Source organism: Pseudoalteromonas sp. A41-2 (assembly GCF_015767615.1).
Classification (GTDB): domain Bacteria; phylum Pseudomonadota; class Gammaproteobacteria; order Enterobacterales; family Alteromonadaceae; genus Pseudoalteromonas; species Pseudoalteromonas lipolytica.
Window position 1 is genome coordinate 3,492,412 of sequence record NZ_CP065231.1, and the last position, 23,525, is coordinate 3,515,936.

At 43.7% G+C, this 23,525-nt stretch carries 16 protein-coding genes; 8 read left to right on the plus strand and 8 right to left on the minus strand.

The annotated features are described in order from the left end of the window. Positions 1 to 53 precede the first annotated feature (53 nt). Together IT970_RS15720 and IT970_RS15725 are read left to right on the plus strand one after the other, a co-directional pair. Positions 54 to 2,462: a LamG-like jellyroll fold domain-containing protein gene (locus IT970_RS15720; RefSeq protein ID WP_231387296.1), complete on the plus strand. Its 2,409-nt coding sequence runs from the start codon at positions 54 to 56 to the stop codon at positions 2,460 to 2,462. A 69-nt stretch (positions 2,463 to 2,531) separates the two neighbouring features. Then, positions 2,532 to 2,864 carry a carboxylesterase family protein gene (locus IT970_RS15725; RefSeq protein WP_231387297.1) on the plus strand — a complete coding sequence of 111 codons (333 nt, stop codon included), beginning with the start codon at positions 2,532 to 2,534 and terminating at the stop codon, positions 2,862 to 2,864. Between the two features lie 13 nt (positions 2,865 to 2,877). Here the strand turns inward: IT970_RS15725 and IT970_RS15730 are convergent, their stop codons facing one another. From IT970_RS15730 to IT970_RS15760, 7 genes are all read right to left on the minus strand, one after another. Beyond that, positions 2,878 to 3,558 (minus strand): hypothetical protein, encoded by a 681-nt coding sequence (locus IT970_RS15730; RefSeq protein WP_196857474.1) that lies wholly within the window; start codon positions 3,556 to 3,558, stop codon positions 2,878 to 2,880. A 141-nt stretch (positions 3,559 to 3,699) separates the two neighbouring features. Further along, on the minus strand, positions 3,700 to 5,649 hold the full coding sequence (locus tag IT970_RS15735) for an RICIN domain-containing protein (protein ID WP_231387298.1): 1,950 nt from the start codon (positions 5,647 to 5,649) through the stop codon (positions 3,700 to 3,702). A 12-nt stretch (positions 5,650 to 5,661) separates the two neighbouring features. Beyond that, positions 5,662 to 6,729, minus strand: a complete 1,068-nt coding sequence (locus IT970_RS15740; protein WP_231387299.1) for an aldose epimerase family protein — start codon at positions 6,727 to 6,729, stop codon at positions 5,662 to 5,664. A gap of 215 nt (positions 6,730 to 6,944) precedes the next feature. Beyond that, positions 6,945 to 7,529, minus strand: coding sequence for an HAD family hydrolase (locus IT970_RS15745; protein ID WP_065979503.1), 585 nt, complete (start codon positions 7,527 to 7,529; stop codon positions 6,945 to 6,947). A 131-nt stretch (positions 7,530 to 7,660) separates the two neighbouring features. Next, the gene (araA, locus tag IT970_RS15750; RefSeq protein WP_196857476.1) at positions 7,661 to 9,160 is read right to left on the minus strand and encodes an L-arabinose isomerase; all 1,500 of its coding nucleotides are present in this window, start codon (positions 9,158 to 9,160) and stop codon (positions 7,661 to 7,663) included. 23 nt (positions 9,161 to 9,183) lie between these two features. Beyond that, a complete protein-coding gene (locus IT970_RS15755; RefSeq protein WP_065979505.1) occupies positions 9,184 to 9,879 on the minus strand; it encodes an L-ribulose-5-phosphate 4-epimerase in 696 nt (231 codons plus the stop codon). Further along, positions 9,876 to 11,528, minus strand: a complete 1,653-nt coding sequence (locus IT970_RS15760; protein WP_036973626.1) for a ribulokinase — start codon at positions 11,526 to 11,528, stop codon at positions 9,876 to 9,878. Before IT970_RS15760 ends, IT970_RS15755 begins: the two co-directional genes overlap by 4 nt. 231 nt (positions 11,529 to 11,759) lie before the next feature. Here IT970_RS15760 and tal point away from each other — a divergent pair, with 231 nt between their 5' ends. Then, positions 11,760 to 12,713 (plus strand): transaldolase, encoded by a 954-nt coding sequence (gene tal, locus IT970_RS15765; RefSeq protein ID WP_074989530.1) that lies wholly within the window; start codon positions 11,760 to 11,762, stop codon positions 12,711 to 12,713. A 124-nt stretch (positions 12,714 to 12,837) separates the two neighbouring features. On the opposite strand, the gene tkt is transcribed toward tal, so the two are convergent. Further along, positions 12,838 to 14,838 carry a transketolase gene (gene tkt, locus IT970_RS15770; protein ID WP_075594490.1) on the minus strand — a complete coding sequence of 667 codons (2,001 nt, stop codon included), beginning with the start codon at positions 14,836 to 14,838 and terminating at the stop codon, positions 12,838 to 12,840. A 347-nt stretch (positions 14,839 to 15,185) separates the two neighbouring features. Between tkt and IT970_RS15775 the strand changes: the two genes are divergently transcribed. The 5 genes from IT970_RS15775 to IT970_RS15795 all read left to right on the plus strand — a co-directional run bounded on the left by IT970_RS15775 (position 15,186) and on the right by IT970_RS15795 (position 23,478). Next, positions 15,186 to 16,073, plus strand: coding sequence for a MipA/OmpV family protein (locus IT970_RS15775; protein ID WP_036973629.1), 888 nt, complete (start codon positions 15,186 to 15,188; stop codon positions 16,071 to 16,073). A 3-nt stretch (positions 16,074 to 16,076) separates the two neighbouring features. After that, a complete protein-coding gene (locus IT970_RS15780) occupies positions 16,077 to 16,460 on the plus strand; it encodes a DUF3019 domain-containing protein (RefSeq protein ID WP_036973630.1) in 384 nt (127 codons plus the stop codon). Beyond that, entirely contained in the window at positions 16,460 to 17,173 is a 714-nt protein-coding gene (locus IT970_RS15785) for a response regulator transcription factor (RefSeq protein ID WP_036973631.1), read from the plus strand. Before IT970_RS15780 ends, IT970_RS15785 begins: the two co-directional genes overlap by 1 nt. Before the next feature lie 6 nt (positions 17,174 to 17,179). After that, complete coding sequence (locus IT970_RS15790; protein WP_036973632.1) at positions 17,180 to 18,373, plus strand: ATP-binding protein; 1,194 nt, start codon at positions 17,180 to 17,182, stop codon at positions 18,371 to 18,373. Between the two features lie 161 nt (positions 18,374 to 18,534). Continuing rightward, positions 18,535 to 23,478: a S8 family serine peptidase gene (locus IT970_RS15795; RefSeq protein ID WP_196857477.1), complete on the plus strand. Its 4,944-nt coding sequence runs from the start codon at positions 18,535 to 18,537 to the stop codon at positions 23,476 to 23,478. Positions 23,479 to 23,525 lie beyond the last annotated feature (47 nt).

The window sequence follows — 23,525 nt, forward strand, 5'->3', positions numbered from 1 at the left end:
ACGCGGGTAATGACATTGCAGCAATAGGGGGCCTAGAAATTGGTGAAAAACTAATGGGCGGCTTTGAGTACACCCAAGAACTTGGCGAAACAGCACCTGCTTGGGGCTATCAATCACCGGGGCATAACTCGGCTTACTACGATGAAGCAACAGGTCGTCATTTATTAGTAACACACACCCGTTTTCCACAAACATCAACTGAGTTCCCTAACAATACTGAAGCACACCAAGTTCGTGTGCATGAAATGTTTATTAACTCATTAGGTTGGCCGATGGCTTCACCACAACGCTATGTACCGCTTGAGGGCGACAACAAGGTAATTGCTGATGAGCTTTACGGTTACTACAAATTTATCAATCACGGCACTGATGTAAACACTGATGCTATTCGTTCAATGCATATTGCATTAAACCAAGATCACTCAGTAACAGGTGATGATCCCGGTATCTGGTACATGATTGATGACTCTAATATCAAACTAGAGCTTGATTCTGGTACTTACTTCGGCGTGGCTAAATGGCAATGGGATGACGCCGCCAAAGCGATGGCCGTCACTGTATCGGCAACATCAAGCGAAGGCGCTACCATTTGGGCAAGTAAACGTGATGAAATTACGGATACTGCAAACGTGCTGGGCACTGTTCAAGAAGCACTTGATATAAAAACTGAATTATCAATTGCAGACGAAGGCTATTCATTACCAACTAAAGGTAAAGATGGTGCAGCGATTAACTGGCAAAGTAGTGATGAATACTACATCACCAGCGACGGGTCTGTGTTTATCCCTACGCCAGACCGTGGTGATAAATCCGTTACTTTAACGGCTAATATCTCTTTAAATGGCGAGAGCACAACCAAGACATTTAATGTAAACCTTGAAGCGCGTCCAGAATTTAAAAATGCGATTGCACACTACAAATTCGAAGAATCACTAAGCGATGGTTTAGGCAATCTAGGTGATGCAGGGGTGACAGACAACAACCTATTAAATGTGGGTGCAGGCACAGCCGCTTTCGCTGAAGGTCAAACAGGCAAAGCGTTTAACTTTGACGGTTCAACGGGTGTTCGTTTACCTGATGACTTAGTGACAAGCGATGAGTACACAATCTCATATTGGTTTAAACCGACTGTGTTGACCGACTTCACGCCAACATTTTTTGCTGCATCATCAGATGCGCGTTGGATGAGCTTGATTCCGGGTAGCACGCACTTTACAACAACACCAATGCTGTGGAGCCGTTACCTTGCTGAAGATGGCACAGAAATGTGGAACCAAATCATTTCTGGTTCTCCTGCGGTAATGGACTGGAATCACATTGCAATTACGTATGCTAACGGGACTGCTACGCTTTATCGAGATGGTATCCGAGCAGGGTCAATGCCACGTCCGGATTTCTTCAGCACGCAAACAGGCAATTTTGCTCTCGGTGTTAACTACGGGTGGGATTTACCTTTCCAAGGTCAAATTGACGAATTTATCGTGTATGACTACGCCTTAAACAGCTTAGACATCAATGGTGCAGCAATCAACAACCTAACAGATCCGACTAAGTTCGAAAGTTTCATCACTGATGCGCTTGATTTAGGTGATGTATCTGCAGTACGTGAAAGCTTCGAGTTACCACGTGTCGGTCCATTTGTGTCAGGTATTAGCTGGACGTCAAACAACGAAGAGTATTTAAAACCAGTTAACGGCACGGCTGTTGTGACTCAACCAAGTGCCTCTGCTGGCGACCAAGTTGTAACATTAACTGCAACCATTAAGTACAAAGACTTTACTGATACTAAGTCATTCGATGTAACCTTAAAATCACTTGCACCAGCTGAATACAGCTTCGAAGGTGACCTAAGTGCATTAAACGGTGCGTATGCAGCGGGTAAACCAACGGGTGGTTTCATTAACAACACTGGTGGTAACGTAACTTTTGTTGACGGTATCATTGGTCAAGCCGTATTCCTTGACGGTTCAGGTGTTCGCTTACCAGATAACCTTATTACAACCAATGATTACTCTGTATCTATGTGGTTAAAACCAGAAAGCTTCACCGATTACACAACCGCATTCTTTGCAGGTGCAAATGCAGACGCTTGGTTGAGTTATGTGCCTTCGATGGCTGGCTCTAGTCTAACTCGTTTGTGGGCAAATAATGGCGCATTCTTTGATAATGCAGAGCTAGATAGCCGCATCCCTCTCAAAGAGTGGACACATGTTGCCTTCACGGTTGATGGCACCAACGGCGATACGATAAAAATGTACGTCAATGGTGAACTTCAGCTAGAAGCGGGCGGTTTCCCTCGCGTGTTCACTGTACCTGGTGAAACCAATGAATTTGCCTTGGGTGTTAACTACTGGGATACCCCTTATAACGGGGCTATTGATGAACTGAAAATTTTCAACGGTGCGATTAGTGCTGAAGAAATAAAAGCACTCTTTGACGCAGCTTCTGCACAAGAAGAGTAATAAGTAAGGTGAGCTGTCTCACCTTCCTTATTCGTTGTCGTAAAAAGCCAGACTCTGTCTGGCTTTTTTATGCACACATGGAGCTGGGCAAAGTTACAAACACAATATGGTAATGCGCCTGTATACCTGTACTACTTCGATCATCACCCTGCCCGAAAGAGTGGTGCAAAAGATGAAGATCACGGCTCTGCTCACGGTCATGAAATTGCGTACGTGTTTAAAAACTTGAATAAGTCAGATCCCAATGTCACACCAAACGACTTAAAAATGTCAGAGGTTATGGCAACGTATTGGACTAACTTCGCTAAAAACGGGAATCCCAATCATGACGCACTACCAAACTGGCCAGCTTTTGATGATGAAAAGCCGAATACCATGTACTTCCAACAACAGCCAAAGTAACTCGTGAGCAGTTTTACTCACTTTTCCAAAACTGCCACCACTTTTTGTTACTCGCGGTATCTGTTTTACTCAACGCTGAGCTTGCTGTTTCATGGGGATACCTTATACGATAAGACGGATCACTAAAGGCAGGGTTCAGTGCCGTTGAGTTATTCATTCGATCATAGTCATCTAAGTGGGGATTAGAATAAAACTCTTCGACTGGATACGGTAAATAAGCCTCGTCATACCCTGAATATTCAAAAATAAAACGTTTCGCTTTTTCATTTCTAAGAAATGCATTCCGAAACAAATGCCATTCAGAATCATCAATATTCATATAAAAATATTCACTCGCATCCAGAATGAGATACTCGTACTCTAGCTCATCAAAAAGCGCGATTGTCTTATCTAAATACCCTATCGCTATTTCAGGCTCTTGAAATAACTCAGTAAAAAACCGATGTGAGTTTTCTATATTTTCTTTCGCTTTTTTGACCGTCGTACACGGTAAAGAGATCGTATCGTAGTGTAAATTACCCTCTCCATCCATGTATTCAATTTTAGACTCGATGAAATCATCTTCATTGAAAAACATTAACCAGACTATTGGTATTTGATAACCTGCTTCAGCTAACTCAATGTACTGACCACCTTCACTTTGCAGCTGATGCACACTTGAAATTGGTTTACTTGAATTAATTAAATAAGACATTTACAACTCCTACTCCCTGAGAAAGCAACCAGCGCATTCCCTTAAACTGAATAATTATACCTTCACGTTATATTAACAGGAACAAAAAAAGCCACTCATAAATGAAGTGGCTTTGGTTTGAGTCGATTTTTTACTTATGACTTAATGTGGTTCACGCAGGTGGAACACTTGGCACTTGTTACCTAAATCGGGTTGTTGTGCAAAGTTAGTGTTTTCAGCCAAACCACAGTTACTTAAGCCTAATGCTTGTTTTGTGTAACGGTTGATAAGCATGATGCCACCGCCTTCAACTGGGGCAATGCGCCACTGTGCTGTTTTCGCGGCACACGAAGCCATTTCTACATTGGCACCCGGCACGAGTGCATTATCGGCTACTGCAGCACAGAACTCGCTGTCAGCGCTTTGTTTAAGGCTCACATAACCCGTATCTGTTGGTGTGAAGAACCATTGCTGTGCGTCTTTATGCGTATAAGCGTGTTGCTCAACATTAGTACCAGCTTTAACTGTACCAGCTACGCTCAACGCTTTACCACTTTGTTGGCTTAATACCACAACACTGCCCATAGGGCGTAATTGCCAGTCGCCACACGCTGTTGTGTCGCTTTGCTGTAACACCGCTTGATTTTGCGCTGCCGAACACCCTGCAACCGCTAAAGGTTTGTCTGTGTAACGGTTAGTAATAGACACATTACCGTCTGTGCTTGGAGCTACTTTCCATTGCTGGCAGAAGTTATTGCGCCATGCCGCAGATTGTACTTTAGCGTTGTCAGCCTCGTTACAGCTTTCAAGTTCAAGGAACTTGCTGTCTTCGCTGTTGGCTAAACGTACAAAACCGTCTGTTGTTGCATCAATAACCCACTGACCATTGGTGCTTGCACACTGGCGCTGCACTGCGCGCGCATCTTGTGGGTCTGCAGCGATGTCTAAACATAGGCCACTTGTGGCATTCACTAATTGGTAGCGTTGACCTTGTACACGTGTTACCAGCGGACCATATTCACCTGATGGTGGGGCGACTTCAACACCCGGCGTTAATGGTTTACCAAAGTTTGGCGTTCCATCGTTGTTCCAAGTGAATTTTTGCGCACGTAAAGAACGCGTTGCGCTACAACCGTGCTCTACTGAATCATTACCATGGTAAACCAGCCAATCTTCAGTACCATCTGGCGACGTGAAGAAACCATTATGACCTGGGCCAAATACGTCTTCTGTGCGCTCAAATACCGGCTTGTCGTATTTTTTCCAGCTGCTGGCTTTAAGTGGATCATCACCTACAAGCTCAAGCATACCCAGCTTGTAGTCAGGGGTATTACAGAAGCTTGCTGAGTACGTCATAAACGTACGCCCATTGTGCTGTATAATTTCAGCGCCTTCCGTTACTTTACGACCACTAATTTCCCAGTCTAGCTCAGGACGCGTGATTACCGTGTGTGGAGAGTTCTTTTTCAGTGTCCATGGGTTTTCCATTTCAGCAATAATGTTTAACTGTTGATCGCCCTGCCACTGTGAGTAAATCACATACAGTTTATCGTTGTATGTAAGGTAGTTACCGTCGATATTCCATACGTTTGGCATTAATGCCCCTTTGTATTCGTATGGACCCATAGGGTCATCACCGGCACTTTCTAAAACATTTAAGTGTTGGTTATCTAGCGTGCCATCGGTACCGGCTGTGTACATCATGTACCAACGATAGCCATTTGGCCCTTTTAAGCGATGGAATTCAAACGCCCAGAAGTTACAACAACGTTCAGGGTTTGAATCAGACCACACATTGACAGGTGTTGCATCTGCAAGACCAGCAAGCGTGGGCGATTTTCGCATCACTAATTCAGAAGTCCATGTTGTTGTGGTTAAGTAATAGTTACCATCCCAATACTCAAGCCATGGATCGGCGCCATTAGGAAACAGCGGATTGGTAAATATGCCATTATCTTGAATGGGCGCTTTTTCTGTGGCTGCTACATCAGTTTTTTTAGCGGTGTTGTCTTCAGCCGTTGTCTGACAGCCAGTCAGCGCGCCAAACGACAAGGCAAATAGGCTGGCTAAACCGGCCTTTTGCATTGCGCTTTTAAGCTTTGTTGTTTTCACGTTTGTGTTCCTTTATTTTGTACCAAATTCGTACACGATGCGTGTTGAGTACACGTCACCCGGTAATAATGTTGTGCTTGGGAACGTTGGCTGATTGGGTGCATCAGGGAAGTGTTGTGGCTCTAAACAAAAACCACTTCTGAAGTTATGCACTAAGCCAGACGCTTGCTTGCTACTACCGTCTAAGAAGTTACCTGAATAAAACTGTACGGCAGGCTCTTCGGTGTAAACGGTTAATGTACGACCTGAGTTTGCTTCGTAAACCGTGGCCGCTTCAATGAGCTCTTTGCTTGGTGTGTCTTTTAGTACAAAGTTATGGTCGTAGCCTTTACCAAGCTGAAGCTGTTCATTGCTTACTTTTATATCTTGACCAATTGCTTTAGCAGTACGGAAGTCAAACGGTGTGCCTGCTACATCCATTAACTCTCCCGTTGGGATTAAGCCACCATCTACAGGCGTAATCGCTTTGGCGTTAATTTGCATTTGGTGATCAAGAATGTCGCCTTTACCCGCTAAGTTAAAGTAGCTGTGCTGCGTCATATTGATAATGGTAGGCTTGTTCGTTGTAGCAATAAACTGCATGTCTAGCGTGTTGTTATTGGTTAACGTGTAAGTCACTTCTGTCGTCACTTCACCCGGGTATCCTTGGTCACCATCGGGGCTAACAAGGCTTAGGGTCACGCCTGCACTGTTTTGCGTAGTGAACGGTGTCATGTTCCATACTTTTTTGTCGAAACCTTGCACACCCCCGTGTAAATGATTGTCGCCGTCGTTAGTGGCAAGCTGATATTCGGTGCCATTTAACGTGAATTTACCGTTCGCAATACGGTTACCAAAACGACCGATGATTGCACCGTAGTAAGTTGTCGCCTTTGTGTATGCTTCTAGGTTATCTAAACCCAGTACAATATTACCCATTTCGCCTTTTGCATCTGGTGTTTCAATACGCGTGATAATGCCGCCGTAGTTAATCACATCAACGCTAATACCATTGCTGTTAGTGAGTGTTACTTGATTTACAGGGGTTTGATCTGCAAGCACGCCGTAAGCCGTCATAGATGCTGAAGGGGAAGTTGTCATATTGTCTCCTTGATGAGCACACGCTGGTGTAAGGGCAATCCCACATGTCACCAACAATGCATAAAGCCCGCGCGACTTTTTCGTGTTCGAACCGGCTGTTTGATGAGTTGTTTTTAAACCTTGGAAAACACATTGCAATGACATATGAATAACCTTTTTTTAATTGTATTTATAGTTTTATAATACAAATAAGGGGATCATTGCAAATTTAATCGCTAAAATTGGATTTTGCCGTCTTTTACCATAATGCAGTCCATGCCCGCACTTTTTGCTGCTTGATAGCCAATTTGCGTATCTTCAAACACCACGCATTTACTGGGTTCAACACCTAATTGATCAGCCACTTTTAAAAACGTTTCTGGGTCTGGCTTACCTTTACTCACATCACTTGCGGTAACTAAGGCGCCTATTTTATTAATTAAATTAGTATCTGTTAGGTGATCAATTGCATGCTCGCGGTCAGCCCCTGTACCCACTCCCATTGGCAGTACGCCATGGTATTTCTCAAGTACAGCGACGGTTTCGTCAATTACCAACGGATGGTGCTGTAAATCAACCCAAAATTGGTGCTTGTCTTTAGCAACAACGAGAGGGTCGTGATCTAAACCAAATTTTTCATTGAGCATTTCAATGGTTTTAACGGTCGGTATGCCACCCAAGCTATACATGTAGTCGTAATCGAACGGATAACCATACGCTTCACAGGCTTTCTGCCATGCTTGCAAATGACTGCCCATTGAGTCAATTAAGGTGCCGTCCATATCAAAAATAATGCCTTGGTAGGCGCTTAAGTCGATCATATCTACTCCTAAAAAGTGTTACTTCACAATAGCATAAGCCAGCGAGGAGCGAGGCTCATCACTGGCTTAATCGACAACAAAATTTGATTGAACATGCTAAAAGCATGCCCTAGTACTTTATGTACTCGTTTTTACAGGCCACGTTTTAGCATGTAATAAGCTGCGTTATGACGAAGCTCTGTTTTGAAACCACGAATTGTCGTATCGTTATCGATGATCATCGTTTCAACGCCAGCCATTTCAGCAAAATCAACGATCATATCAGTTGTGACTGCTTGGCTGTATGCAGTGTGGTGTGCACCACCAGCGTGGATCCATGCAGCAGATGCAACAGATAGATTTGGTTTTGGTTCCCACAGTGCTGAAGCCACTGGTAAGTGAGGTAAATCAGCTGGCGGAGCCACTGTATCTACTTCGTTGATTAGAATGCGGAAACGGTTACCCATATCAATTGGTGATACGTTAATTGCAGCGCCTGGCTTTGCAGTAAACAATAAACGGCCTACATCACACTTCACACCAATAGTGTGTTGGTGAACTTCTAAGCGTGGTTTTTGTGCTGCAATTGAAGGACATACTTCTAACATGTGCGCGCCAAGTACTTGGTCAGTCTCACCCATGTTGTAAGTGTAATCTTCCATGAATGAACAACCGCCTTCACGGCCTTCACCCATTACTTTCATGATGCGAACCATCGCAGCTGTTTTCCAGTCACCCTCACCACCGTAGCCATAGCCTTTCGACATTAGGCGCTGTGTAGCAAGACCCGGAAGACCCGAAAGACCTGATAAGTCTTCAAAACAGTTTGTGAATGCTTTAAAGCCGCCTTTCTCTAAGAAACGCTCCATACCAAGCTCTAAACGTGCTTCGTTGCGCAGCATTTTTACGGCGTAATCGTCTTGTAGAGTTTCGTCAGAAATCACATAGTCTTGCTTATAAAGCGCTAACTGTGCATCGATTTCGTCTTCTGTGATTGTATCAACCACTTTTACAAGCTCAGCGACACCAAACGCGTGTACTTCATAACCAAAGGTGATTTGTGCTGAAACTTTGTTACCTTCCGTTACCGCTACTTGACGCATGTTGTCGCCAAAACGCGCTACTTTAAGTGTTTGGCTTTCTGCCCAGCCTTTCGCCGCACGACACCAGTCATCTAACTGCTTTTGTACGTCAGCACGTTGCCAGTGACCCGCAACCACTTTGCGCTCTTTACGCATTACCGTACCGATGAAACCGAACTCACGGTCACCGTGTGCACTTTGGTGCGTATTCATGTAGTTCATGTTGATGTCAGACCAAGGAAGGGCTGCATTGAACTGAGTATGAAGGTGTAACCAAGGCTTACGTAATTCGTTTAGGCCAGCAATCCACATTTTCGCAGGTGAGAAAGTGTGCATCCATAATACTAAACCAACACAGTTAGGATCGGTATTTGCCGCTTGGCAAACAGCGTGAATTTCTTCAGGTGACTTAACGGTAGGCTTACATACCAAGTTTACTGGTAGGTTCGCTTCGCTGTTTAAGCCCGCTACAATTGCTTCGCTGTCTTTGGCAACCGTTTCTAACACCTTAGGACCATAAAGATGTTGTGAGCCGGTAACAAACCAGACTTCTTTCGTCATCGTCGTCATGTTAATAATCCTCTAAATTCTTGCTATTTGCTCTGACCGTAATACGCGTTTTTACCGTGCTTACGTAGATAATGTTTATCCATCACTGCTTTTTTAAGTTCAGCTGCGTGTGGATCTAAAGTGCGTGTTAAATACGCCATGCGAGCAATCTCTTCGAGTAGCGCGGCATGGTATACAGACTGAGCGGCATCTTTACCCCACGTGAAAGGCGCATGACCCGCAACAATCACCATAGGTGCAGCTTTCGGATCGCGGTCTTTATACGCATCAGTAATTTGAATACCGGTTTCTAACTCATAATCGCCATTCACTTGCTCATCAGTTAGTTCACGCGTACAGGTGATGTCACCGTGTACATAGTCAGCGTGAGTTGTGCCAAGGCAAGGAATGCTTTGTTTTGCTTGTGCCCATGCAGTTGCATAGGTCGAATGCGTGTGTGTTACACCGCCAATCTCATCGAAGTGGCGATATAAATGAACATGCGTTTTAGTGTCAGAAGACGGACGCATAGAGCCTTCAACAATGGTGTTTTCAAGGTCGACGATCACCATGTCGTCGGCTTTCATTTGGTCGTACGATACACCACTTGGTTTAATCGCAATCACGCCTTTGTCGCGGTCGATTTGCGATACGTTACCAAAGGTATAAATTACTAAGCCACGACGTTGAAGCTCCATATTCGCTTCATAAACTTCACGTTTTAGTTCAGTAAAACTCATGCTTTGTCTCCGTTTACATAGCTTGCAAGTGCTTGGTAGTTGGCATAAAGCGCGTCATACACCGCTACACGCTCAGGGTTTGGTAAGTACTGATGACAGACTGATGACGCCATCACTTTTTGCGCATCAGCCACTGTTGCGTGCTCACCCGCAGCAACCGCAGCCATAATTGCCGCACCCAATGCACAACTTTGCTCACTCTCTAAAACGTCGATTGGACAGTTCCAAACATCAGCACAGGTTTGCATTACGTAGTCTGATTTTTTAGAAATACCGCCGATAACAACCACTGACTCAATTGGCACGCCTTCACTTTGAAAACGCTCAGTGATAGCACGTGCGCCAAACGCCGTTGCTTCAACAAGTGCTTTAAAGAATTTAGGTGCATCGGTGCCCATTTTTAAGCCAGTTAATGCCATTGCAACGCTTTGATCAGCATCTGGCGTACGACGACCATTTACCCAATCAAGCGCAGTTACGTCGCTGCTTGTTACAGGGAGTGCTGCTGCCGCGTTTGATAAATCAACTAAGATTGAGTCTTCTAGCTTGTTAACTAACGCCTGCTCAGCGTCAGATAGATTTGTAAGTTGGCGAGTTGGCCAAAGTACTAGATTTTTAAACCATGCGTATAAGTCACCAAAAGCAGACTGACCAGCTTCTAAGCCAATTAATCCTGGGATCACTGAGCCATCAACTTGACCACAAATACCTTTAACGCAGGTATCACCTAGTTGCTCTTTAGACGTTACCGTGATGTCACAGGTTGAGGTACCCATTACCTTAGTTAGAACGCCTGGGCGAACATTGGCAGCTACTGCCCCCATGTGACAGTCAAATGCACCGTAACCAATCACGATGCCTTGTGGTAAACCTAGCTTCTCGGCCCACTCAGCGGTTAAGTTGCCAGCAACTTGGTCGCTTGGCTCTGTGGTTGCATTTAAAGTATCAACAACACCATCTAATAGTGGATCGATACTTGTAAAGAAACTGTTTGGTGGGAAACCGCCCCACTGCTCGTTCCACATTTGTTTGTGGCCCGTTGCACAACGCCCTAGCTTTAATGCTTCAGGGTGAGTTGTGCCGCACATGAGCGCGGTCATCCAATCGCAATGTTCAACCCATGAATAAGTGGCTGCTTTAACACTGCTATCAACGCGGAAAATATGTAATGCTTTAGCCCAGTACCACTCAGAAGAGTAAATACCGCCCATGTGTGAAAGGTAGTTCACATCGTTGTTAGTTGCAGCTTGAGTGATTTCATTTGCTTCTTTAATAGACGTATGGTCTTTCCACAAAATGAACATTGCATTTGGGTTTTCTGCAAACTCTTCAGTTAATGCCAGTGGTGTACCTTGGCTATTAATAGCCACAGGCGTTGAGCCCGTTGTATCAAAGCTCATACCCACTACTTTGTCTGCGGTACCTGCTGGAACATGCGACCAAAGACCATTCACTACTTCAACAAGGCTATCAATGTAGTCTTGTGGATGCTGACGAAACTGATCTTTACTTGGGTCACAATATAAACCTTGTGCCCAGCGCGGGTAGTTCACTAAATGGCTGGCTAGTTCTTCACCAGTTGCAACATCAACGAGTAATGCTCTTACCGAGTCTGACCCGTAGTCTAATCCCAACGTATAACGAGACATAATTACCTTTCACTAATTGCTTACTAACATTGTTAGTCATTATCTTTATTTGTATGATAATATCAACAATACCAGATTGTAAAGGTATTATAAAAATATTATTAACAGGATTATTTGCTGCTGGCGGGCGATTTATTGCGCAGTTTTTCTGGAAGATTAGATTGTTTTTTCAGCACAAATAACAGATTAAAGCCACTAAATTAACTTTTGTATGATAAGAATGGGATAATTATGTCTAACCAACTAGAACAACTTAAAGCAATGACAACCGTTGTTGCTGACACGGGTGATTTTGAAGCAATCAACGAATACAAACCGCAAGATGCAACAACGAACCCATCACTCATCTTAAATGCGATTCAAATTGAGAAGTACCGTCCACTTGCTGCAGAAGCCGTTTCATGGGCTAAAGCACAAAGTAACGATACAAATGAAGTAATAAGCAAAGCAGCTGATAAACTAGCAGTGTTAATTGGCTCTAAATTAATGGAGCAAGTACCGGGTTTAGTGTCAACTGAAGTTGATGCGCGTTTATCATTTGATACCCAAGCAACCGTTGATAAAGCTCTTGAGCTTGTTGCTCTTTATAAAGAGCAAGGTATCGACACATCGCGCGTGTTAATCAAAATTGCTTCTACATGGGAAGGTATTCAAGCCGCTAAAGTACTTGAAGCACAAGGCATCCGTTGTAACCTAACACTGGTGTTTGCATTTGCTCAAGCGCGTGCTTGTGCCGAAGTAGGCGCATACCTAATCTCTCCATTCGTAGGGCGTATTCTTGATTGGTATAAAGCACAAGATGCAAGCGCAGATTTCGACGGTGCAAACGATCCGGGCGTTAAGTCAGTGACTCACATATATAACTATTTCAAAAAACATGGTTTTGAAACAATCGTTATGGGTGCAAGCTTCCGTAACATTGGTGAAATTCAAGAACTAGCAGGCTGTGACCGCTTAACTATCAGCCCTAAACTTCTTGCAGAACTTGCAGCAACGCAAGCGCCTTTGACACAAAAGCTACAACCTGCGACTGAAAAAGCAGACGCGCCAGCAGCGATGACAGAGCACGCATTCCGCTGGGAAATGAATGAAGATGCAATGGCCACTGAAAAGCTAAGCCAAGGTATTCGCCAGTTCGCCATTGACCAAGAGAAACTAGAGTCAATCTTAAGCGAATTAGTTTAAACCTGATTGTTTAAGCAGAAAAAAGCCCGCAAACTAAGGTTTGCGGGCTTTTTTTGTGCCTGCCTTATAATCGTGAAGGCAGGCTTATCGTGTTGCGATTACGATAAATTTTTAGCTAACAACATTATTCAGCAAGTAATGCGTTTGCTTTAGCGACGAGGTTAGCAACCGTGAAACCAAAGTGCTCTAGCAATACCGCGCCTGGCGCTGATTCACCAAATGTATCCATACCGAGTACGTCACCATCTTGGCCAACATACTTGAACCAGAAGTCACGGTGCGCAGCTTCAACTGCAATTTTTGGAGTACCCGCTGGTAGTACGCTTTGACGGTATGCTTTGTCTTGGCTATCAAACTGATTAGTCGACGGCATAGATACCACGCGAACTTGCTTGCCTTGTGCTGTCAGTTCAGCGGCAGCATTAACCGCCAGTTCAACCTCTGAACCTGTTGCAATTAGGATAAGTTCAGCTGTTTGTTCGCTATCAACAAGTACATAACCACCTTTAGCGATATCGGCTACTTGCTGCTCATCGCGCGCCATCGCTTTCGTGCCTTGGCGGCTGAAAATGAGTGAACTTGGGCCTGTTTCTTTTAATAACGCTTGACGCCAAGCAACCGCTGTTTCTGTTTCATCACACGGACGCCACGCAGTCATATTCGGGGTCATACGTAGGTTTGCAATTTGCTCGATTGGTTGGTGAGTTGGACCATCTTCACCTTGACCAATTGAATCATGAGTATACACAAAGATGCTTTGTGCTTTCATTAATGCAGCCATACGCACAGCATTTCGCGCGTATTCCATAAACATTAAGAAAGTCGCACCGAATGGGATAAAGCCACCGTGTAGTGCAATACCATTCATGATAGCGCTCATACCAAATTCACGTACACCGTAAAAAACATAGTTACCATCAGCGGCATCTTGTAAGCCTTTAGCGTCTGGCCACAATGTTAAGTTTGAACCGGCAAGGTCAGCAGAGCCACCCATTAGTTCAGGAAGCTGCTTTGCAAAGAAAGTAATTGCGTTTTGTGAAGCTTTACGCGTTGCAATGTTTTGCATGCCAGCTTGGCATTTAGCAATGTACTCATCAGCTAATTCTGCGAAGTTAGCAGGGAGTGTTTTTTCAAGTACGCGACGAGTATATTCTTTAGCAAGTTCAGGGTGTGCTTTGCTATAGGCAGCAAACGTTTGTTGCCATGCACTTTCTAACTCTTGACCTTTCGCTTGAGTATTCCACTCGTTGTACACGTCTTGCGGTACTTCGAATGCAGGGTGTGGCCAGTTTAATTGCTCACGTACCGCAGCGATTTCATCGTGACCAAGTGGCGCACCATGACAGTCGTGGCTACCCGATTTGTTTGGCGAACCAAAACCAATCACAGTTTTACAGCAAATCAGTGTAGGTTGCGTGGTATTGCTTTGCGCCGCTTCGATTGCGCCCGCAATTGCATTCATATCATGACCATCAACATCACGAATAACCTGCCAGCCATACGACTCAAAACGCGCAGGTGTATCATCAGTGAACCAACCTTCTACTTCACCATCGATCGAGATACCGTTGTCATCCCAAAATGCAATGAGTTTTCCAAGGCCTAACGTACCTGCCAACGAACATGCTTCGTGCGAGATACCTTCCATTAGACAGCCGTCACCCATAAAGCAGTATGTAAAGTGATCAACAATATCAAAGTTCGGTTTATTGAATTGTGCCGCTAAGGTTTTTTCAGCGATAGCCATACCGACTGCGTTAGCAATCCCCGAACCTAATGGGCCTGTTGTTGTTTCAACACCCGGTGTGTAACCGTATTCAGGGTGACCCGGTGTTTTAGAATGAAGCTGACGGAATTGCTTAATATCTTCGATGCTAACGTCGTAGCCGCTTAGATGTAACAATGCATATTGCAACATTGAGCCATGCCCATTTGATAACACAAAACGGTCACGGTTAGACCAGTCTGGGTTTAATGGGTTATGACGATGAAAGTTTTGCCACAATACTGCGGCAATATCAGCCATCCCCATGGGCGCACCTGGGTGACCTGAGTTAGCTTGTTGAACAGCATCGACAGCAAGTATGCGAATAGCATTTGCAGATTGAGAACTAGGCAGAGTCATCTTATTAGCTTCCTGTTAATATTATAATATAATTAATATCGCAAAAACTCAGTCAAATAGCAACTTAATAAAGTGTCATGTCAGTAATGACGTGCCCCTAACGCGGTTTTAAAGTGTTAAATGAGCGTGAATATGCACCGTTTAATACTTTGTAATACTCTGTTTATGTTGCTCACGCTTTTTTTTAGCGACCTCAGCATCACAAACACATTAATTATTAATTCATGCGCTTACATTATTTAGTTTACAAAAACCAACCAATGCTACAATTTGGTACATTATTTCATTGTTCAAGTTAACAAGAACACCTTAGTGTTAACACGTTTTTTCGCTGAGGTTTTTTATTTGTGATAGTTAACAGTGGTTGCTCTATTGGGCTTCGCATTATTTTACTCTTAAGCACGCTTTACTTGTCTCCTCAGGCTCACAGTACCGCGCCTGCCTATTTAGCAGATGAAGGGTTGAGCCTTGGCATTAGCTTAGGGTATGGGCAGCTCGATAATCCGGTTTATAATAAAGGGGATATTCCACTTTATGTGCTGCCGCGCGTGGAACTGTTTGTCGGTGATTTCTCGTTCGCAAATACGCAACTAACCTGGACACCGATAACACGTGAAAACTATCAACTCTCAGTGTTCACTCAACTCAACGAAGACGGGCTTTACTTTGCTAAGCATTCCGCTGCACTCGCAGCAATAAGGACTATAAGTGGCCGCCCTCCAATGGGGTCAATTCCACCGGCAATGGGTGACATGCCGCCCACGACCCAAAAAAGACGCGGCGATATAGGCAGTATTAGTAACCGTAAACTCTCTTTTATGACTGGCGCAGAAGCGCTATACGATTGGCAAAACTGGCGCTTTAGCGTGAGTTGGGCAATGGAGCTAACCAACTATCATAAGGGTTTACAAGGCGCACTTTCTGCACAGCGCTTATATAAAATTGATCAGCACCTACTTTTATTGGGTATCGAAGTACAGCATTTAAACAGAGGGTTAGTCGATTACTATTATGGCACTAGCCAACAAGACGTGCAGGTGGGGTTTAGCCGCTTTGAAGGTCGCTCAAGTCAAAAGTATGGCCTTAAGGCCAGCTACCAATACCACTTTAGTCAGCAATGGCAATTTATTAGTGATGTAAAGTACCAGCGCTTATCTTCGGGCATCGCCGACAGTCCACTCATAAACGATAGCAACTTGCTTTCTTTTTATGCTGGCATTGCATGGAATTACTAAACAATGCTGCGAACTAACTCATTTTTACTCATGATGCTTATCCTCAGCTTCACCCTTAGTAAACTTGCCTTTGCTGAGTCGAGTCATATTGAAGTAACACCCAGTAACTGTGTAACTAATGAGCAAGATTGTGTGATGAATATTAAGGTAGATTGGTTCACAGAGGCCACCAGCACGGTGTGCATTCGTGTTACTGATCAGCAAGTCAGGCTATTTTGTCAAAAGCCAAAACAAGGGCACAACTTCCTTATCGCTGTACGAAACAATCGAAATATTGTTCTAGAGCTATTAACCGAGCAACTTATCCCGTTAGAAAGCACTGAAATAAACGTTTTTTATCAAAATATTAAAAAACGTCGCCGTGATATCGCATGGAGTATTTTTTAATGACCAAGCATAATAAAATTTTATATATTGAAGATGACCTAAAACTGGCTCAATTAGTCGTAAATTACCTGATGAGTAATGGGTATGAGGTTGATCATTTTGATAATGGCTGCCATGCGTGCTACCAAGCAAGTATGAAGAAGTTCGACTTGATTTTACTCGATATCGGCCTTGGTAACGAAGATGGTTTTGACGTATTCAAAGAGCTAAAGCGCTATCAAGACAGTCCGATTATTTTTATGACTGCCAGACAAAGTCAGGTTGATCATATAACAGGGCTAGAATTAGGAGCCGATGACTACCTTACCAAGCCTGTATCACCGTCTATTTTATTAGCAAAAATTAACAACACGATTCGCCGCACTCAACAGGTTAAGCCTCAAAGTACTGTACACAACGCCCATAACATACGGTTTGGCTCACTGAGTATAAATACCATTCAGCGCGAAGCTTATTTGCATAGCCAACCTCTTGAATTAACCAGTGCAGAGTTTGAATTACTAATACAGTTAGCCAAGGCTCCAGGGCAACTTATCAGTCGCGATCAGCTTTTTGATAGTGCAATTGGTCGTAAATATGATGGTCAAAGCCGCACAATTGATGGCCGTATAAGTCGGCTCCGAAAAAAGCTCGGAGACGAGTCTGTGCCACCCCAAAAAATAGTCACCGTGTGGGGCAAAGGGTATATTTTTTCACCTCAAGCTTGGAGCTAACTTGCCTTGTTTAGGCTGTATTTTTACCTCTATTTAACCCTCGCTGTTTGCCTAAGTAGCGCAGCGTGGGTACTAGAGACTTATTTTCCTTCTCCTCCCGCTCACTCGTTAGAACAGCAACTCGCACACCACCTGCTAAGTGTAGAAAGCCAAGTCGATAATGCGTTAATAAAAAAATCGCCCCTTGCCAGTTTCTACTTAGGCGATGCTTTAAAACAACCCCTGTTACGAGGCGAAGTGATCAGTGTTAATGACCCTGAAGGGAATGTGTATTTTCATCGACTTGCTGTCGATGGTGACACCATTTTAAGCGCTGGCCCTTACGTACAAACAGAAGAAACAGCATCACAATCCCTCGTGAGTCTGGTTTTTTATAGTAGTGTTGCATTAGCGGTGGTTATTTTTACCGGCCCATTACTGATTGATTTAAGTAAACTACGTAGAGCAAGTAGCAAAATTTCAAATGCTGATTTTAGCCCGCAAGTTCAATTTAGCCGCTTTAGTTTATTAAAAAGCATAGGCGATACCTTTGATAATATGGCACAGGCACTTTATAACCGAAACCAAAGTCAGCGCGAACTTATCAACGCCGTTTCACATGACTTTTTAACCCCGATTTCACGCGCTAAGTTTGCCCTCGAAGCCGTTGACGATAACAACCATTATCGCCACAGTATTTTGCAAGACATTATTGAGTTAGAGCTATTAGTTGAAGAGTTTTTAACTTATGCAGAGCTTGAACAGTGTGAGCCACGCATATTAATTAAAGACTACAGCCCTGATGAATTACTCCAGCCCTGTATTGCTAAGTTTATGAGTTATTGTCAGCTTGATATTCGTATTGATTGCCAACTAGAAAAAATAAGTGTTGATAAGCAAAGCTTTCAGCGCTTACTGCAAAACTTACTTGGTAACGCTGTGCGGTTTGCTAAACAACATATTGAGATCACCTTAAAACACACTAAAAAAGGCACGTTACTCATCATCGAAGATGACGGGCCAGGTATACCAGAAGCGATGCGCGCAACCTTAATGCAGCCTTTTTCTAAAACGGCCTCTGTGCATCAACGTGGCTATAAGGGAGTCGGCTTAGGCTTGTCAATCGTGAAGCAACTCTGTATTTGGAATAACGCACAGTTTAGTTTAGACAATAGCAGCCAGCTCACTGGCGCCAAGGCAAGTATTCATTTTTTGCGTTAATACCCCCTCCCCGAAAATGTACCAAGATGTATCAGTGTGTGCCATTTATTTACATTATATTGATGTTAGATACACAACTGAACACTATCCCTAGTGATTAAAATCGTTCGCAACAAATAGCGAGCTCATAATTAAAAAATCCTTCTAGGGAACTAAAGCACATGTTCAATATGAAAAAAGTATCAGTGATGGTCGCTTCTGCACTGTATATCAGTGCTGGCACTTCACATGCTGCACTGAATCAAGCACAAGAATGGGCTGAACAACCCGCTGATTATGCGCCAAAACCAATGGTTTCTGCTGAAACTAATTGGGATGGTAAAATCAACCAAACGGTAAAGAAACAAAGCCGTATTTTCACGCCAGAAAAAGACATCACAGGTGTTCAAACTTATATTGTTCAATTAATTGATGCACCTATTTCAGCTTATGATGGCGGCCTAAAAGGCCTAGCAAGTACACGTGAAACAGTGGCAACAGCTAGACAAACAACCGCAAAGCCACTTGATTTAAATAAACCTGAAATTGCAAGCTACTCAAATCACCTCGCAAGCAAGCGTCAAAATGTTGTGAACTCTGCACTGACACTTCAAGGCCTGCAATTAAAAGTAGATCGTGAATTTAGCGTCACTTTAAACGGCTTCACCACCCGAATGACCCAAGAAGAAGCTGCGCGTTTAGCAAAAGTGCCTGGCATTAAGCACATCGCACGCTCTAAGATATACCCATTAACTACGTTTAACACGATTGAGCAAACAGGTGCAAAAGCACTGTGGAGCAACAGTCAAAGTGGCCTAGCAAATAACAAAGGTGAAGGCGTTGTTGTCGGTATAATCGATACAGGCATTAATACTGATCACCCATCATTTGCTGCCGTAGGCGATGATGGCTATACACACACCAATCCACTGGGTGATACTTACTTAGGTGATTGTGCTAAAGCTGAATTCGCAGATCGCTGTAACGATAAGCTCATTGGTGTGTATTCATACCCAGAAATCACGGTAGCGTATTCTGATCCTGTATTTGAAGAATCGCGTCCAGCGTATGGTGAAGATTATAACTCTCACGGTTCTCACGTTGCAGGCACCGCAGCGGGTAACGTGCTTTATGATATTACTTATAAAGAACCTGGTTACGGTAGCCAAAACTCTGGGACTGAAACGAACCTTATCTTCCCGCAAGTGTCAGGTATGGCACCGCATGCAAATATCATTTCTTACCAAGTTTGTTGGCCTGGTGCTGCTGGCGACCCATATGCGGGCTGTCCAGGTAGTGCAATTATTGCCGCTATCGAGCAATCAGCAATTGATAACGTTGATGTCATTAATGCCTCACTTGGTGGTTTTGAGGAAGATCCTTGGGTTGAACCTATTGAGCAAGCATTTTTCAATGCGGCAAACTCAGGTGTGTTCGTTGCTGTTGCAGCCGGTAACAGTGGCCCTTACTTACAATCAGCTGATCACTCATCTCCTTGGGTAACAACGGTTGCTGCGCATACTCCATCTTCGCAAGTTGTGTTTAGCGATAAAACTCTTGAGAACTTATCAGGTGGCGACACTGACGCACCAACAGACATGATTGCTGCTGGCATTACCTTTGACGAGCTAACGGGTTTAATTGTTTCTGCGTCTGATTACCCTAACCCAAATGAGCCAGTGTCACGCTACCAAACAGACTGTGATCAGCCTTATCCAGCGGGCACCTTTGACTTTACCGATGACCCTAACACGCCGGATATCGACGAAAGCCAAGAAGACGTTATTGTTGTGTGTAAGCGAAGCAATAAACCGCTTTACGCAAAAGCAAATAACGTATTAGCCGGTGGCGCTGAGGGTGTCATTATTTACAACCTATCGTCATACCAAGACCGTAGCCCAGCACCTCAACTGCCTTACCCTGCGCCTACAGCACATGTAACCAATGCAGAAGGTGTTAAACTACTTAATTGGTTAAGCACAGGCTCAGGTCATAAAGGAACCATTACAGCAAACTCAGCTAGCACAGAAGAAGTAGATGAAGAGCGCATTGCGTACTTCTCAAGTCGCGGTCCATCATACTTTGGTTTTGATACCTTGTTAGTTGATGTTGCTGCACCGGGTGTTGATGTGTTCGCAGCGAGTTCAGACGACCAACCGTTTTCTAAAAACCCATCATCAACAGACTGGCAAACGATGTCGGGAACATCAATGGCAAGTCCGCACGTTGCTGGTGCTGCCGCATTGCTTAAACAGTCTCATCCTGAATGGTCTTTAATGGAGATTCAATCAGCGCTAATGTTAACAGCAAGCAACAACCTTAAAAATGCACAATACCTTGATAACTATAAAGATGAAGGCTTTGATTCATCTTTACAAGATATGGGTGCGGGTCGTATGCATGTTGACCTTGCTGATAAAGCCGGTTTAGTGATGCATGAAAGTATCGAAAATATGAAAGCGGCAAATCCTAATTTAGGCGGCCGCTTAAAAGCACTTAACACGGCTTACATGGTTGATAATAACTGTGGCCTAGAATGTAGCTTTATGCGTACAGTGACAGCAACAGAAGATGCAACGTGGAGCGTATCAGCTGAAGAGTGGATTGGTAACAGCACAATTACTGTAACGCCGAGTGAGTTTTCACTAAAAGCCGGTGAAACACAAAACATTGTTGTTGAAGTGAAAATGAACCAAGTTGCTCAAGCAATTGATAATATCGAGGTATCAGGAAACCAAGGTCAAATAAAATTGGTTTCGAGCAACCCTAATTCACCCGTTCTAGAAATGCCAGTATGGACATTTAACGGTGATACAGGATTACCGAGCTTTATTAAAGTAGATGCGCATCGTCGTTCTTCAACAATTAATGTAGGTCCTTTCAACACCGATGAAGTGAGTGATTTCACATCGCGCTCTTTTGGGTTAGTGGAAGGCCAACAAAACACCGTAAAATTATTCACAGACACCACCAGCGGCGACCCATTTGATTTAGTCGACGTCGATGGTGAAATGGTTAACCCTAACCATATTGAGTGGACTACCGTACCACAAGACGCAAAAATGCTGAGCGCAAGCCCAGTAGGCGAAGCCTCTCGCGTGCTTATGTTTATGGGTAAAGACAGTAATAACGATGGTTTAGCAAGCATGGATGAAACTATCTGTATGTCTACCAGCTTTACTGTTACCAACTTCTGTAACATTGTTGACCCAGAAGCAGGTGAATATTTCACCGTTTACATGAGCTTAGCAAATGTTCCTTCGGGTGAAGAAGACCAAGGCCGAGATATCACTTTTGCAACAGCAGTGGTTCAAGAAGGTCAAAGCAACCTAACAGTCAGTGCTCCAGAGAAAATTGCAGGTTACAAAGACTACGAACTAACACTGTCGTACAACTTACCTGACATGGAAGTAGGCGATATATATTTTGGTGGTTTTGACTTAGGTAGCAACCCTGAAGACGCTGGTAACCTTGGTTTTGTTCCTGTCATTATCAATCAAATTGATAAAGACATGCGCTTTACAGCAAATAAAGAACAAGCGACTGTGGGTGAATTAGTTGATTTCAAAATTGAAGTAATCGCAAATAATGAACAAGCGGCTCGTAATTTCACAATTGATACTGCTTTCCCAGAAGGCATCGAAATTATTGAAGACAGCATTGTTGCGACAGCATCAACTCCAGCAACACCTGAACTGGTAGACAACGTATTATCACTTCAAGGTACGCAAGAGACGACCAAAGATGTGGCTCGTAACTATAAAATTACCACGAATCTAACAGATGAAATGTGTTCTCTTGGAGCAGCTAAATCTCCGTACCCTAACTATTTAGACTTGCGTACACTTGGCTGGCGTACACTTGAAGGAGTTCAAGGCCAATACTGGAACGAGTTTGAGTATTCATTTAAAGAGTTAATGGCAACAGATCTCGATGTTTCTTTCCCATTCTTTAATAAATACCATTTTGATTCAATCAAACTTAACCCAGCTGGTTTAGTGACATTTGGCTCTAACGGCCGCACAACACCATTCCATGTAGAACTTCCATCAGGCGGCGGTTTCCCACCACCTCCTCCGTATCTTATTGCGCCTTTCTGGGTTGGTGATAACACAATCCCTGAGCGTGTAGATGGTACTTATGGTAACTATGAAGCTAACGCGGGTATTACACCAACTTATACTCAAGCACGTGATTGGCTTGTCCTTGAGTGGGATAACATCCAACGCTCTCAAGTAGAAGGGCAATCAGTTGACGTTGAATTGTTCATGCGTATGAATATTGCTTATGAGCCAGGCGAATATGAAATGATGTTTGCTTATGACAACGTTAACCTCGCTGATAACCAAGGTTCTATTGGTTTCAAAGCTGCTGACGGTCGTATTATTGTTAATGGTGATATGCCTGTAGATCTTAATATTGGTGATGGTTTTGCATACGACAATCTTGATGAAGTTGTTCATGATGAGCTTGTCGTATGTATGGATTATGTAGGCCCTGAAGTGTCTAAGTTTGACGTTCAGTTCCAAGCGTATATTGGCGAAGCAGCTGCAGCACAAATGCATACGCTGACGGTTAATAACGGCTTAGAAGGCGCTGATGACGAAGTGTTAACCTTAGAGCTTAACGTACTGGGTAATATTTCATTATCTGACTTCCCTGATATGCAAGTTGAAGAAACCAACTCTATTAGCTTCGATGTACTTTACGCGGATGAAAACAACGTAAGTAACGTGATTGAAGTGATGGGTGAAAACTTTACTTCTGAAGTTTCAGGTCACACATCAGGTAGCACAGTAACAATCACACCTACAGAGCACTTTAATGGTGAAATTGATGTCATGGTAAAAGTAAGCGACAGAGTAAACTCTGCAGATGCTGCAATGAGCTCATTCTCATTAATGGTTATGTCAGATGGTATTGAGTTGGGTTGTACTGACAGCGCAGCAACAAATTATGATGAAAATGCAAATACTGACAATGGTAGTTGTACTTTCCCTGAGGCCGTTATCCCAGACCCTGAAGTGGAAGAAAGCAAAAAATCATCAAGTGGCTCATTTGGCTGGTTATTACTAGCGTTTGCACCACTTCTGACGCTTCGTCGTAAGAAATCTCAAATTAACTAAGGATGAGTTAATTAGGATAGTTAAGAAGTAATGCCGATATGCTTGCA

Coding starts and splice junctions, on each gene's coding strand:
- IT970_RS15720 (WP_231387296.1), top strand. CDS start 54: ATGGGCGGCTTTGAGTACACCCAAGAACTTGGCGAAACAGCACCTGCT.
- IT970_RS15725 (WP_231387297.1), top strand. CDS start 2,532: ATGCACACATGGAGCTGGGCAAAGTTACAAACACAATATGGTAATGCG.
- IT970_RS15730 (WP_196857474.1), bottom strand. CDS start 3,558: ATGTCTTATTTAATTAATTCAAGTAAACCAATTTCAAGTGTGCATCAG.
- IT970_RS15740 (WP_231387299.1), bottom strand. CDS start 6,729: ATGACAACTTCCCCTTCAGCATCTATGACGGCTTACGGCGTGCTTGCA.
- IT970_RS15745 (WP_065979503.1), bottom strand. CDS start 7,529: ATGATCGACTTAAGCGCCTACCAAGGCATTATTTTTGATATGGACGGC.
- araA (WP_196857476.1), bottom strand. CDS start 9,160: ATGACGACGATGACGAAAGAAGTCTGGTTTGTTACCGGCTCACAACAT.
- IT970_RS15755 (WP_065979505.1), bottom strand. CDS start 9,879: ATGAGTTTTACTGAACTAAAACGTGAAGTTTATGAAGCGAATATGGAG.
- IT970_RS15760 (WP_036973626.1), bottom strand. CDS start 11,528: ATGTCTCGTTATACGTTGGGATTAGACTACGGGTCAGACTCGGTAAGA.
- tal (WP_074989530.1), top strand. CDS start 11,760: ATGTCTAACCAACTAGAACAACTTAAAGCAATGACAACCGTTGTTGCT.
- tkt (WP_075594490.1), bottom strand. CDS start 14,838: ATGACTCTGCCTAGTTCTCAATCTGCAAATGCTATTCGCATACTTGCT.
- IT970_RS15780 (WP_036973630.1), top strand. CDS start 16,077: ATGCTGCGAACTAACTCATTTTTACTCATGATGCTTATCCTCAGCTTC.
- IT970_RS15785 (WP_036973631.1), top strand. CDS start 16,460: ATGACCAAGCATAATAAAATTTTATATATTGAAGATGACCTAAAACTG.
- IT970_RS15795 (WP_196857477.1), top strand. CDS start 18,535: ATGTTCAATATGAAAAAAGTATCAGTGATGGTCGCTTCTGCACTGTAT.